A 12,456-nucleotide genomic window follows, 5' to 3' on the forward strand; every position below is an offset into this window, starting at 1 on the left:
CATTACACATCGTCATTTCGAAAAAATCTCCATCAGGCGCGGCGCAATGCGCTCCAGCGCACGTATCTCGACGGCGGCATCGATGGCCGCAGCCGCCTTGGGCATGCCGTAGACCGCACTGCTCTGCTGGTCCTGGGCGATGGTCAGAAAGCCCTGCTCGCGCATCAGCTTGAGCCCCTGTGCGCCATCGCGGCCCATGCCGGTCAGCAGTACGCCCACCGCATCGCCCTGCCAGAAGCGCGCCACGCTCTCGAAGAACACATCGATCGAAGGGCGGTAGATCGCGTTGACCGGTTCGGCGGTGTAGGCCAGGGTGCCGTCCTTCAACAGACGGATATGGTGGTTGGTGCCGGCCAGCAGCACCTGCCCGGGCTGGGGTGCTTCGCCCTCGCGGGCCAGGCGTACCGGCAGGCCGGAGGCGCTGCTCAGCCACTCGGCCATGCCGGCGGCGAACACCTGGTCGACGTGCTGGACCAGCACGATGGCCGCGTTGAAATCCTGCTCCAGGCTCTTGAGCAGCACCTCAAGCGCCGCCGGGCCACCGGCCGAGGAACCGATCGCCACCAGGCGCTGACGTTGTGCGCCCTGGCGCTGAGGGGCTGCCACTGCCCGCACACGGTTGCTGCCGTGCTGGCCGATCAGCCAGCTGATATTGAGGATCTTGCGCAACAGCGGCGCGGCCGCCTCACGCGGGTTGCCGGCGCCTACCGCCGGGGTGTCGACCACGTCCAGGGCGCCGTGGCCCATGGCCTCGAACACGCGGTGCACGTTCTGCTGGCGGTCGACCGTGACGATCACGATGGCGCAAGGGGTCCGGGCCATGATCTGGCGCGTGGCCTCCACGCCGTCCATGACCGGCATGATCAGGTCCATCAGGATCAGGTCGGGGGTGTGCTCGGCGCAGCGCTGCACCGCCTCGGCGCCATTGCCGGCCACCCAGATCACCTCGTGCTGCGGCTCGAACGCCAATGCCCGGCGCAGGGCTTCCACGGCCAGGGGCATGTCGTTGACGATGGCGATCTTCATCCCTGGGCTCCCCCGATAAGCTCCACCACGGCTTCCAGCAAGGCATCATCATGAAAACTGGCCTTGGCCAAATAGTAGTCGGCCCCGGCGTCCAGTCCACGACGACGATCTTCCTCGCGGTCCTTGTACGACACCACCATCACCGGCAACGACTGCAACCGGCTGTCGCGGCGCAGCAGGGTGACCAGTTCGATGCCGTCCATGCGCGGCATGTCGATGTCGGTGATCAGCAGGTCGAAATCCTCGCTGCGCAAGGCGTTCCAGCCATCCATGCCGTCCACCGCGACGGCCACTTCGTAACCGCGGTTGGTCAGCAGCTTGCGCTGCAACTCGCGCACGGTCAACGAGTCATCCACCACCAGCACGCGCTTGCGCGTCGCTTCGCGGGCGGCGCGCTGGCCGCGCTCGATACGTTCCAGGCGGCCGGTGCTGAGCAGCTTCTCGACCGAGCGCAGCAGGTCCTCGACGTCCACGATCAGCACCACCGAGCCGTCATCGAGCAGGGCCCCGGCCGAGATGTCCTGCACCTTGCCCAGCCGCGCGTCCAGCGGCATCACCACCAGCACGCGCTCGCCGATCAGACGCTCGACGGCCACGCCATACAGGGTGTCGCGCTCACGGATGACCACCACCTTGATGGCCTGTTCCGCCGCCTGGCTGGGCGGCCGGTTGAGCAACTGGGAGGCGGCCACCAGGCCGATGTGCCGGCCTTCATGCCAGAAATGCTGGCGCCCCTCGATCTGCACGATGGCCTCGGCGGGCAGGTCCAGGGTGCGTTCGATATGCGCCAGCGGGAAGGCGTAGGCCTCGCCCCCCACCTCGACCACCAGGCTGCGCACCACCGACAGGGTCAGCGGCACCTCCAGGTGAAAGCGGCTGCCCTTCCCGCTGTGCTGGCTGAGGTCGATGAAGCCGCGCAACTGGCGCACGCTGTGCTGCACCGCATCGAGCCCCACGCCGCGCCCGGAAACCTCGGTGACCTTGTCGCGCAGGCTGAACCCCGGCAGGAACAGGAACGTCAGCAGTTCGGCTTCGCTCATCTGCGCCACGGTGTCGGCCGGCGACAACTGGCGCTCGACGATGCTGTGGCGCAGGCGTTGCAGGTCGACGCCGCCACCGTCATCGCTCAGTTCCAATACCAGCAGGCCGGCCTGGTGCGAGGCGCGCAGGCGGATCAGGCCCTCGGCCGGCTTGCCTGCCAGCAGGCGTTGCTCGGGCAGTTCGATACCGTGGTCCACGGCGTTGCGCAGAAGGTGGGTGAGCGGCGCCTCGAGTTTTTCCAGCACGTCACGGTCGACCTGGGTCTTTTCGCCCTCGATCTCCAGACGCACCTGCTTGCCCAGCGACCGCCCCAGGTCGCGAACCATGCGGCTCTGCCCGTTGAGCACGTCGGCGAACGGGCGCATGCGGCAGGCCAGCGCGGTGTCGTACAGCAGTTGCGCGCGCTGGCTGGCCTGCCAGCCGAACTCGTCCAGGTCGGCGGCCTGCTGCTGCAGCATCTCGCGGGTTTCGCCGAGCAGGCGCTGGGCCTGCGCCAGCGCTTCCTGCACCTCCGGTCGCTGGCCGCCGGTGTCCAGCTCGGCCTTGAGCGTATCGAGGGCGCGAATGCTCTGGCCGTGCATGCGCTTGAGGCGCTGCAGGGTGGCCAGGTAGGGCTTCAGGCGCTGGGTTTCGACCAGCGACTTGCTGGACAGGTCGAGCAGGCTGTTCAGGCGCTCGGCCGTGACCCGCAGCACCCGCTCGCCGCCTTCGCTGCGCTTGCCCGGCGCAAGGGCCACGGGCTCGGCAGACGCCTCCGGTTGCGCGAGCGCCTCAGGCTCGGGCGCCGGGGGCACCAGCTGCGGCGCAGCCGGTGCGGGTTCAGGATTCTGCGTCGGCTCGGGCGCGTCGCCGATTGCCGGCCCCGTCGCCATCAGCGCACTGGCCGGATCGAGCAGCACGGCCATCTGCACCACGAAGGCCTGGACCGCCGCCTCGGTGGCCGCACCGCCCAGGGTGGCGATGCGCATCAGCAGGTCGGTGCCCTGCAGCAGCGCATCGATGTGCTCGGGGCGCAGGCGCAGGCGGCCTTCCTGGGCCTCGACCAGGCAGTCTTCCATCACGTGGGCGACGCTGACCCCGGCGTCGATCCCCACGATGCGCGCCGCGCCCTTGAGCGAGTGGGCGGCGCGCATGCAGGCCTCGAGCTGGTCACTCTGGGTAGGGTTGCGTTCCAGGGCCAGCAGGCCGGCGCTGAGCACCTGGGTCTGCGCCTCGGCCTCCAGGCTGAACAGCTCGAGCAGCGAAGCGTCGCGCATTTGCTCTGGGGTCATGACAGGCTCCGGTTCACGGCAGACAACAGCTGTTCTTCATCCAGCACCCGCACGCTGCGACCGCGCCATTGCAATACCGCTTCGGTGAAGCGTGCATCGGTGGCGGTGTCGCTGGCCGGCTGCCCGGGGTCGAGGGCATGGATACCGTCCACTTCGTCCACCGGCAGCACCACGGCGCCGCCGCTGGCACCCAGGATCAGCATGCGTGGCATGACCCGCGCCGACACCGCTACCGGGCTGCCAGGCTCGAGCCCCAGCAGGTCGCCCAGCGACAGGCACGGCACCAGCGCACCGCGCACATTGGCCACCCCCTGCAGCACCCGCGAGCGCTGGTGCGGCAAGGAGTGCACCGGCTGCAGCGGCGCCACCTCGACCAGGCAGCGGGTCGCCAGGGCCAGCCATTCCTCGCCCAGGCGAAACAGCAACAGCGAGCGCCCGACACTCACCGGTGCCTGCACATGCGTCTGCGCATGGGCGTCCTGGGCCAGCGCATAGCGGTCCAGCAGGCGCGTGGCCGCTGCCGCGTACACCTGGCAGTTGCGACAGTGAATATGCTCGGCCAGCAACGGGCAGCTCTTGTCGCCGTGCACACCGATACGGTTCCAGCAATCGTCGATGGCCTCGACCGTGGCGGCCATCACGCCCAGCTCTGCCTGGCCGCTCATCGTTCAGGCTCCCGCTCGCTGCGCTCTCGGCGCGCCGCACGCTCCTGCAGGCGCCGGGCGCCCACCTCATCGCCCTGGGACGCCAGCAGCGCCGCCAGGTGCGCCAGGGCCTCGGGGTGCTGGGGTTGCAGGTACAGCACCTTGCGGTAGTGGCTCACGGCCTGGGCCGCATCGCCGGCGGTATCGCTGAGCAGGCCCAGCCAGTAATACACCTGCGCATCCGGTGCATGCTGCTGCAGATAGCGTTCGCAGGCCGCGCGTGCCTCGTCGCTGCGGCCCTCGTTGGCCAGCGTGGCGATCTGCGCCAGCAGCTGTTCGGCGCCGGGCTTGCCGGCGGCTGGGGGCGCAACCCGGGCAGGCTGCGGTGCCGGGGCTGGCGCACGGCGCGCCAACGGCGCAGGCGCCCGCCGTGGACTGGGTGCAGGCATCGGGGGCGGCGGCGAAAGCACTGGGGGCGGCTCCTGCGGGATATGCCGTACATAGGCGAACGACTGCGCGATACCCAGCGGGCGCATGCCCATGCGTGCCAGCAGGCTGCCTTCGGCCGGGCCGATGAACAGTACGCCGTCTTCATGGGTGAGGCTTTTCAGTACGTCGAACACCCGTTGCTGGGTGGGTACATCGAAATAGATCAGCAGGTTGCGGCAGAAGACGAAGTCGTAGCTGCCCCTGCGGGTGCGCAGCGCCGGGTCGAGCACGTTGCCCACCTGCAGCTCGACCTGCTGGCGAACCCGCTCGTCGAGGCGATGGCCCTGCTCCACCTCGCTGAAGTGGCGCTGGCGGAAGGCGATGTCACTGCCGCGAAAGGAGTTGCGGCCATACACCGCCTGTTCGGCGCGGGCGATCGAGTTGGGGCTGATGTCGATGCCGTCGACGCGAAACCCGGGGCCGGCGATACCGGCATCGAGCAGGGCCATGGCAATCGAATAGGGCTCTTCACCGGTCGAACACGGCAGGCTGAGCACCCGCAGCGGCCGGGTGCCATTGAGCTCGGCCAGGCGCCTGAGGGCAAGCCCGGCCAGCGCGCTGAACGACTCGGGATAACGGAAGAACCAGGTTTCAGGCACGATCACCGCTTCGATCAGCGCCTGCTGCTCCGGGGTCGACTGCTGCAGGCGCACCCAGTAGTCGTCCAGGTCGCGGGCCTGCAGGGCAGCACAGCGCTGGCGCAGGGCCCGCTCGACCATCGGCGCGCCAACCGAGGCGACATCCAGGCCGATACGCTCCTGCAAGAAACGAAAGAACCGCTGCTCGTCGCTCATGGCTGCACCTCCACGGGCGGGTACAGCAAGGCGCGGGCCTGGTCGGTCAGCAGGTCCTGGACGCTGATGCGTTGCATCAGGCCCTGGGCATCTTCGCGCACCGGCCCCAGGTAGGGGGCCTGCAGGTTGTCGACGCCATAGGGGCGAAACTCGTCGGGGTGGCAACGCAGGGTGTCGCTGGCCTGCTGCAGGATCAGGCCCAGCAACTGCGGCTCGGCCTGCGCCTGGCCCCGGTAGTGCACCAGCACCAGCCGGGTGCTGGTACGCAGCGGCGCCGGGGTGCCGAACCCCAGGTCGCCCACGTCGATCACCGGTACCAGCGCACCGCGATGCGCCAGCACCCCCGCCACCCAGCGCGGGGTGTGGGCGATGGGCTTGAGTGGCAGGCGCGGCAGCACCTCCACTACCTCATGGGTGTCCAGGGCAAAGCGCTGCTCGCCGATACGAAATACCAGGAACAGGCGCCCTGGCGTAGGCACCGAAGTGTCGCGGCGTGACTGAAGGTCGCTCATCGGGGCTTCAGACTTTGAACCGCGACACACCACCACGGAGGCCGACCGCTACCTGGCTCAGCTCGTCGATGGCGAAACTGGCCTGGCGCAGCGACTCCACGGTCTGGCTGCTGGCATCGCCCAGCTGCGCCAGTGCATGGTTGATCTGCTCGGCACCGGTGGCCTGGGCCTGCATGCCTTCGTTGACCATCAGCACCCGTGGCGCCAGCGCCTGCACCTGGTGGATGATCTGGGTCAGTTGCTCGCCCACCTGCTGCACCTCGGCCATGCCGCGACGCACTTCCTCGGAAAACTTGTCCATGCCCATCACTCCGGCCGACACCGCCGACTGGATCTCGCGCACCATCTGTTCGATATCGTAGGTGGCCACGGCGGTCTGGTCGGCCAGGCGGCGCACTTCGGTGGCCACCACGGCAAAGCCGCGGCCATATTCGCCGGCCTTCTCGGCCTCGATGGCGGCGTTGAGCGACAGCAGGTTGGTCTGGTCGGCGACCTTGACGATGGTGACCACCACCTGGTTGATGTTGCCGGCCTTCTCGTTGAGGATCGCCAGCTTGTTGTTGACCAGGTCGGCCGCGCCCATCACCTGGTGCATGGTCTCTTCCATGCGCGCCAGGCCCTGCTGGCCGGAGCCGGCCAGTACCGAGGCCTGGTCGGCGGCGCTGGTGACCTCGGTCATGGTGCGCACCAGGTCCCGGGAGGTGGCGGCGATTTCCCGCGAGGTGGCACCGATTTCGGTGGTGGTGGCGGCCGTTTCGGTGGCGGTGGCCTGCTGCTGCTTGGAGGTGGCGGCAATCTCGGTCACCGAGGTGGTGACCTGCACCGACGAGCGCTGGGCCTGGGACACCAGCGTGGTCAGCTCGCTCATCATTTCGTTGAAGCCGGTTTCCACCGCCCCGAATTCATCCTTGCGGTCAAGGCTCAGGCGCACGCTGAGGTCACCGCCGCGCAGCTTGTCCAGCGCCCGCACGATCAGTTGCATGGGGCCGGTGATGGCGCGCATCAGCATCAGGCCGCAGATGCCGGCTGCAATGATCGCCAGCACCAGCGAGATCATCATGCTGACCTTGGCCGTGGTCACCGCGCTGACGATGGCACCGGTGGCCTGCTCGGCCGACACACGGTTGCCTTCGATCACCGTGTTCAGGTGCTTGCGGCCCTCGTTCCAGGCCGGGGTCATGCTGTCCTGCAGCAGGCGCTGGGCCTCGGCGTAGTTCTTCTGCCGGTAGGCCTCCAGCACGCTGTCGAGCAGCTTCAGGTAGCCCTGCTCCAGGCGCACGAACTCCTCGTAGCTGGACTGGTCTTCGGTGGACTGGATGGTCTTCTGGTAATCGGCCATGTTCTGCTTGAGGCGATCCTCGAAGCTCTTGTACAGCTCGGCGTCGGCATTGGTCAGCTCGCGGTGGTTGCTCAGGCCGAGCAACTGCTGGGTGTTGACGTAGCTGTCGACCCAGGCGCTGCGGATCATCGAGCTGTAGTACACGCCAGGGATGCTGTCCGAACGCACCGCCTCCTCACTGGACTCGATCGCCACCAGGCGCGAGTAGGCAGCGACCACCATCAACAGCATGATGGCAATGATCATGGCGAAGCTCGCCAGGATGCGTTGGCGCAATGTCCAGTTCTTCACAGTCAGCCCTCAAGGATTCTACGCGAGCAGAAAAATGCGCAGATTATAGCCCACGCACCTTATCTGCACGCGCTCTGGATCAAGACGGCTCGGGCAAAATGGCCTGCGCGATGGCCATATGCCCGCATTTGCTGACTCAGGCCTGGCGAACCTGTTTTTCCAGCTCGGCCTTGAGGGCCGGGTCGAGCTTGAGCTGCTTGGCCAGCTCGTCGAGGTAGGCGCGCTCCATGAAGTGTTCCTCGTCCACCAGCATGACGCTGGCGATGTACATCTCGGCCGCCATTTCCGGCGTTGTGGCGGCGCGAGCGACGTCGGCCGGGTCCAGCGGTCGGTTGAGTTCGGCATGCAGCCACTGTTGCAGCTCGTGGTCGTTGTCGAGCTTGACGAACTCGCCTTCGATCAGCGCCTTCTCGCGCTCGTCGACATGCCCGTCGGCCTTGGCCGCAGCCACCAGCGCCTTGAGGATGGCCTGGCTGTGCAATTCGACCTGGGCGGCAGGCAGGCGATCGAGGGTCTGCGGTTCGCGCTGCGGCGCACTGCCCTGCTGGGCCTGCCAGTTGCCGTAGGCCTTGTAGGCCAGCACACCGAGGGCGGCCAGGCCACCATAGGTGAGCGCCTTGCCCCCCAGGCTGCGCGCCTTCTTGTTGCCCAGCAGCAAGCCCATCGCGCCCGCCGCCAGCGCACCACCGCCGGCACCGGAGAGCAGCCCGCCCAGGCCACCGCCACCGGCGCCGCCGAGCAACCCACCCAGCCCGCCACTGCCCCCTGGCTTGGCGCTGGCACCTTTGCCGGCCTGGTTCTGCAGCAGCTCCTGGCCGGACTTTAGCAACTGGTCGAGCAAACCTCGGGTGTTCATCTGAACGTCCTCAACAAGGAAATGAAACGCCAGAGTAAAGCCTGACCTGCGTCGTCACGCTGCGCATTTGCTTCTGGATGTTGCATTCGCGGGAACGCACTACGCTAGTAGGGAATGCACCGCTGCAGCACCGTCATCACTGCCCCTGCACAATTCCAATAAAAGAGGGAACATCATGCTTGTGCACACCACCGCATTGCTTGGCGCCCTGGGCGCCGGGATCCTCGCCAGCGCCAGCCTGCAGGCCGCCGAGCCGCTCAAGGCCGTGGGTGCCGGCGAAGGGCAACTGGACATCGTGGCCTGGCCCGGCTACATCGAACGCGGCGAGAGCGACAAGGCCTACGACTGGGTCAGCGGTTTCGAGCAGGACACCGGCTGCAAGGTGAGCGTCAAGACTGCCGCCACCTCCGACGAGATGGTCAGCCTGATGACCAAGGGCGGCTACGACCTGGTGACCGCGTCGGGCGATGCCTCGCTGCGCCTGATTGCCGGCAAGCGTGTGCAGGCGATCAACACCGACCTGATCCCCAACTGGAAGCACCTCGACCCGCGCCTGAAGGACGGCCCCTGGTACGTGGTCGACGCCAAGGTCTACGGCACGCCGTACCAGTGGGGGCCGAACGTGCTGCTGTACAACACCGAGGTGTTCAAGCAGGCGCCCACCAGCTGGGGCGTGGTGTTCGAGCCGCAGGACCTGCCGGACGGCAAGCCGAACAAGGGCCGTGTGCAGGCCTATGACGGGCCGATCTACATCGCCGATGCGGCGCTGTACCTGAAGACGGCCAAGCCGGAACTGGGCATCAACAACCCCTACGAGCTCAACGAAACCCAGTACAAGGCGGTGCTCGACCTGTTGCGCCAGCAACGCCCCCTGATTCACCGCTACTGGCATGACGCAACCGTGCAGATGAGCGACGTCAAGAACGAAGGCGTGGCGGCTTCCAGCTCCTGGGGCTACATGGTCAACGGGCTCAAGGCCGACAAGCAGCCGGTGGCCTCGACCATCCCCAGAGAAGGCGCCACCGGCTGGGCCGATACCACCATGCTGCACGCCGAGGCCAAGCACCCCAATTGCGCCTACAAATGGATGGACTGGTCGCTGCAGCCCAAGGTGCAGGGCGACGTGGCGGCGTGGTTCGGCTCGTTGCCGGTGGTGCCGGCGGCGTGTTCGGGCAGTGAACTGCTGGGGGCCGACGGGTGCAAGACCAACGGTTTCGACCTGTTCGACAAGATCGCGTTCTGGCGCACGCCGCAGGCGCAAGGGGGCAAGTTCGTGCCCTATAGCCGCTGGACCCAGGACTACATCGCGATCATGGGCGGCCGTTAGGGCCTCTTCGCCGTCAAGGCCGGCCCCTGCAGGCGACTCGCACACCTGAAGGGGCCGGCCTTGACGGCAAAGCGAGCGCACCGCCCTCGCAGAACCGTGGAGTACCCCGCATGCCCCCAGCCGTACAGTTCACCCAAGTGTCCCGCCTGTTCGGCGAGGTCAAGGCCGTCGACCGGGTCTGCATCGACATCGAAGACGGCGAGTTCTTCTCCATGCTCGGCCCTTCGGGCTCGGGCAAGACCACCTGCCTGCGCCTGATCGCCGGGTTCGAACAACCCAGCCACGGCTCGATTCGCATCCACGGCGTGGAAGCCGCCGGCGTGCCGCCCTACCAGCGCGACGTCAACACGGTCTTCCAGGACTACGCGCTGTTCCCGCACATGAACGTGCGCGACAACGTGGCCTACGGGCTCAAGGTCAAGGGCGTGGCCAAGGCCCAGCGCCATGCCCGCGCCGAAGAGGCCCTGGGCATGGTGGCCCTGGCCGGCTACGGCGAGCGCAAGCCGGTGCAGTTGTCCGGCGGGCAGCGCCAGCGCGTGGCCCTGGCCCGCGCGCTGGTCAATCGTCCCCGGGTACTGCTGCTGGACGAGCCCCTCGGCGCGCTGGACCTCAAGCTGCGCGAGCAGATGCAGGGCGAGCTGAAGAAGCTCCAGCGCCAGCTGGGCATCACCTTCATTTTCGTCACCCACGACCAGACCGAGGCGCTGTCGATGTCCGACCGCGTGGCGGTGTTCAACCGCGGGCGCATCGAACAGGTCGACACGCCGCGCAACCTCTACATGCAACCGGCCACCCCCTTCGTTGCCGAGTTCGTCGGCACTTCCAACGTGCTGCGCGGCGAGCTGGCCCAACACCTGGTGGCCAGCCCGCAGCCGTTCTCGATCCGCCCGGAACACATTCGCCTGAGCGCGTCGGCCATCCCGGGCGACGTCCTCCAGCTCAGCGGCGTGCTGCACGATATCCAGTACCAGGGCAGCACCACCCGTTACGAACTGCAGCTGGACAACGGCCAGTTGCTGGCGGTGAGCCAGGCCAACAGCCAGTGGCATGCCGACGCCGCCCCCTGGCAGCCCGGCCAGCGCCTGCACGCCCACTGGCCGCGCGAGGCCATGACCGCGCTGCGCGAAACCGTGCTCGACGAGGGCCGCTGAGATGATGCGGCGCCTGGCCACCCTGCTCTACCGTCGCCCCAACCTGTACCTGGCGATGCTGTTGATACCGCCGCTGATCTGGTTCGGCGCGATCTACCTGGGCTCGCTGCTGGCGCTGCTGTGGCAAGGTTTCTACACCTTCGACGACTTCACCATGGCGGTGACGCCCGAGCTGACCCTGGCCAACTTTGCCGCGCTGCTGCAGCCATCCAACTTCGACATCATCCTGCGTACCCTGGGCATGGCGGTGGCGGTGTCGATCGCCAGCGCGGTGCTGGCGTTTCCCATCGCCTACTACATGGCCCGCTACACCCGCGGCAGCACCAAGGCGTTCTTCTACATCGCGGTGATGATGCCGATGTGGGCCAGCTACATCGTCAAGGCCTATGCCTGGACCCTGCTGCTGGCCAAGGGCGGGGTGGCCCAGTGGTTCGTCCAGCAGCTGAACCTGGAGCCACTGCTGCAATGGCTGCTCGGCATTCCCGGGGTGGGCGGCAGCACCCTGTCGACCTCGCACCTGGGGCGCTTTATGGTGTTCGTGTACATCTGGCTGCCGTTCATGATCCTGCCGATCCAGGCCGCGCTGGAGCGCCTGCCGCCCTCGCTGCTGCACGCCTCTGCCGACCTTGGCGCACGCCCGCGCCAGACGTTCGTGCAGGTGACCCTGCCGCTGGCGGTGCCGGGCATCGCCGCCGGCTCCATCTTCACCTTCTCGCTGACCCTGGGCGATTTCATCGTGCCGCAGCTGGTGGGCCCGCCCGGCTACTTCATCGGCAGCATGGTGTACGCCCAGCAAGGCGCCATCGGCAACATGCCGATGGCCGCCGCCTTCACCCTGGTGCCGATCATGCTGATCGCCGTGTACCTGACCCTCGTCAAACGCCTGGGAGCCTTCGATGCACTCTGACAACGCCTCGCCGGGGCTGCGCCTGGCCGCCTGGGGCGGGCTGCTGTTCCTGCACTTTCCGATCCTGATCATCGTGCTGTACGCCTTCAATACCGAAGACGCGGCCTTCAGCTTTCCGCCCCGGGGCCTGACCCTCAAGTGGTTCGGCGTGGCGTTTTCGCGCCCCGACGTGCTCGAGTCGATCAAGCTGTCGCTGCAGGTGGCGTGCCTGGCCACGCTGATCGCCCTGGTGCTTGGCACCCTGGCCGCCGCGGCCCTGTACCGGCGCAGCTTCTTCGGCAAGGAGAGCCTGTCGCTGATGCTGATCCTGCCCATCGCCCTGCCCGGCATCATCACCGGCATCGCCCTGCTGTCGGCGTTCAAGACCCTGGGCATCGAGCCCGGAATCTTCACCATCGTGGTGGGCCACGCCACCTTCTGCGTGGTGATCGTCTACAACAACGTCATCGCGCGTCTGCGGCGCACCTCGCAGAACCAGATCGAGGCGTCGATGGACTTGGGCGCCGACGGCTGGCAGACCTTTCGCTACATCGTGCTGCCCAATCTGGGGTCGGCGCTGCTGGCGGGCGGCATGCTGGCGTTCGCGCTGTCGTTCGACGAAATCATCGTGACCACCTTCACCGCCGGCCACGAACGCACCCTGCCGATCTGGCTGCTCAACCAGCTCAGCCGCCCGCGCGACGTGCCGGTGACCAACGTGGTGGCCATGCTGGTGATGCTGGTGACCATGCTGCCGATTCTGGGCGCCTACTACCTGACCCGTGGCGCCGAGAACGTGACCGGCAGCGACGGCAAATGACCTGAACCA

At 67.4% G+C, this 12,456-nt stretch carries 11 protein-coding genes; 4 read left to right on the forward strand and 7 right to left on the reverse strand.

Translation table 11 applies throughout. The features are described from left to right. Positions 1-12: 12 nt before the first annotated feature. The 7 genes from ACPRTJ_RS04350 to ACPRTJ_RS04380 form a co-directional block, all read right to left on the reverse strand. Complete coding sequence (locus ACPRTJ_RS04350) at positions 13-1,026, reverse strand: chemotaxis response regulator protein-glutamate methylesterase (RefSeq protein ID WP_043863210.1); 1,014 nt, start codon at positions 1,024-1,026, stop codon at positions 13-15. Further along, complete coding sequence (locus tag ACPRTJ_RS04355) at positions 1,023-3,338, reverse strand: hybrid sensor histidine kinase/response regulator (protein ID WP_426428201.1); 2,316 nt, start codon at positions 3,336-3,338, stop codon at positions 1,023-1,025. Before ACPRTJ_RS04355 ends, ACPRTJ_RS04350 begins: the two co-directional genes overlap by 4 nt. Next, positions 3,335-4,003, reverse strand: coding sequence for a chemotaxis protein CheW (locus ACPRTJ_RS04360; protein ID WP_043863208.1), 669 nt, complete (start codon positions 4,001-4,003; stop codon positions 3,335-3,337). The genes ACPRTJ_RS04355 and ACPRTJ_RS04360 overlap by 4 nt, the downstream gene beginning before the upstream one ends. Beyond that, positions 4,000-5,265, reverse strand: coding sequence for a CheR family methyltransferase (locus ACPRTJ_RS04365; protein WP_078480084.1), 1,266 nt, complete (start codon positions 5,263-5,265; stop codon positions 4,000-4,002). Before ACPRTJ_RS04365 ends, ACPRTJ_RS04360 begins: the two co-directional genes overlap by 4 nt. Continuing rightward, positions 5,262-5,777: a chemotaxis protein CheW gene (locus tag ACPRTJ_RS04370; protein ID WP_426428204.1), complete on the reverse strand. Its 516-nt coding sequence runs from the start codon at positions 5,775-5,777 to the stop codon at positions 5,262-5,264. Before ACPRTJ_RS04370 ends, ACPRTJ_RS04365 begins: the two co-directional genes overlap by 4 nt. A 7-nt stretch (positions 5,778-5,784) precedes the next feature. After that, positions 5,785-7,362 carry a methyl-accepting chemotaxis protein gene (locus ACPRTJ_RS04375; RefSeq protein ID WP_231390573.1) on the reverse strand — a complete coding sequence of 526 codons (1,578 nt, stop codon included), beginning with the start codon at positions 7,360-7,362 and terminating at the stop codon, positions 5,785-5,787. A gap of 181 nt (positions 7,363-7,543) precedes the next feature. After that, on the reverse strand, positions 7,544-8,263 hold the full coding sequence (locus tag ACPRTJ_RS04380) for a tellurite resistance TerB family protein (RefSeq protein WP_054915019.1): 720 nt from the start codon (positions 8,261-8,263) through the stop codon (positions 7,544-7,546). Positions 8,264-8,438: 175 nt separating this feature from the next. Between ACPRTJ_RS04380 and ydcS the strand changes: the two genes are divergently transcribed. The 4 genes from ydcS to ACPRTJ_RS04400 all read left to right on the forward strand — a co-directional run bounded on the left by ydcS (position 8,439) and on the right by ACPRTJ_RS04400 (position 12,447). Further along, positions 8,439-9,590 (forward strand): putative ABC transporter substrate-binding protein YdcS, encoded by a 1,152-nt coding sequence (ydcS, locus tag ACPRTJ_RS04385; RefSeq protein ID WP_426428206.1) that lies wholly within the window; start codon positions 8,439-8,441, stop codon positions 9,588-9,590. A 110-nt stretch (positions 9,591-9,700) separates the two neighbouring features. Then, positions 9,701-10,741: an ABC transporter ATP-binding protein gene (locus tag ACPRTJ_RS04390; protein ID WP_426428208.1), complete on the forward strand. Its 1,041-nt coding sequence runs from the start codon at positions 9,701-9,703 to the stop codon at positions 10,739-10,741. A 1-nt stretch (position 10,742) separates the two neighbouring features. Continuing rightward, complete coding sequence (locus ACPRTJ_RS04395) at positions 10,743-11,648, forward strand: ABC transporter permease (protein WP_054915022.1); 906 nt, start codon at positions 10,743-10,745, stop codon at positions 11,646-11,648. Beyond that, entirely contained in the window at positions 11,638-12,447 is an 810-nt protein-coding gene (locus tag ACPRTJ_RS04400; protein ID WP_043863200.1) for an ABC transporter permease, read from the forward strand. Before ACPRTJ_RS04395 ends, ACPRTJ_RS04400 begins: the two co-directional genes overlap by 11 nt. Positions 12,448-12,456: the final 9 nt, after the last annotated feature.

Source organism: Pseudomonas palmensis, from assembly GCF_049942755.1.
GTDB lineage: Bacteria > Pseudomonadota > Gammaproteobacteria > Pseudomonadales > Pseudomonadaceae > Aquipseudomonas > Aquipseudomonas palmensis.

Excerpts from the sequence above, each read along its gene's own strand:
- ACPRTJ_RS04350 (WP_043863210.1), bottom strand. The coding sequence starts at position 1,026 with ATGAAGATCGCCATCGTCAACGACATGCCCCTGGCCGTGGAAGCCCTG.
- ACPRTJ_RS04355 (WP_426428201.1), bottom strand. The coding sequence starts at position 3,338 with ATGACCCCAGAGCAAATGCGCGACGCTTCGCTGCTCGAGCTGTTCAGC.
- ACPRTJ_RS04360 (WP_043863208.1), bottom strand. The coding sequence starts at position 4,003 with ATGAGCGGCCAGGCAGAGCTGGGCGTGATGGCCGCCACGGTCGAGGCC.
- ACPRTJ_RS04365 (WP_078480084.1), bottom strand. The coding sequence starts at position 5,265 with ATGAGCGACGAGCAGCGGTTCTTTCGTTTCTTGCAGGAGCGTATCGGC.
- ACPRTJ_RS04370 (WP_426428204.1), bottom strand. The coding sequence starts at position 5,777 with ATGAGCGACCTTCAGTCACGCCGCGACACTTCGGTGCCTACGCCAGGG.
- ACPRTJ_RS04375 (WP_231390573.1), bottom strand. The coding sequence starts at position 7,362 with ATGATCATTGCCATCATGCTGTTGATGGTGGTCGCTGCCTACTCGCGC.
- ACPRTJ_RS04380 (WP_054915019.1), bottom strand. The coding sequence starts at position 8,263 with ATGAACACCCGAGGTTTGCTCGACCAGTTGCTAAAGTCCGGCCAGGAG.
- ydcS (WP_426428206.1), top strand. The coding sequence starts at position 8,439 with ATGCTTGTGCACACCACCGCATTGCTTGGCGCCCTGGGCGCCGGGATC.
- ACPRTJ_RS04390 (WP_426428208.1), top strand. The coding sequence starts at position 9,701 with ATGCCCCCAGCCGTACAGTTCACCCAAGTGTCCCGCCTGTTCGGCGAG.
- ACPRTJ_RS04395 (WP_054915022.1), top strand. The coding sequence starts at position 10,743 with ATGATGCGGCGCCTGGCCACCCTGCTCTACCGTCGCCCCAACCTGTAC.
- ACPRTJ_RS04400 (WP_043863200.1), top strand. The coding sequence starts at position 11,638 with ATGCACTCTGACAACGCCTCGCCGGGGCTGCGCCTGGCCGCCTGGGGC.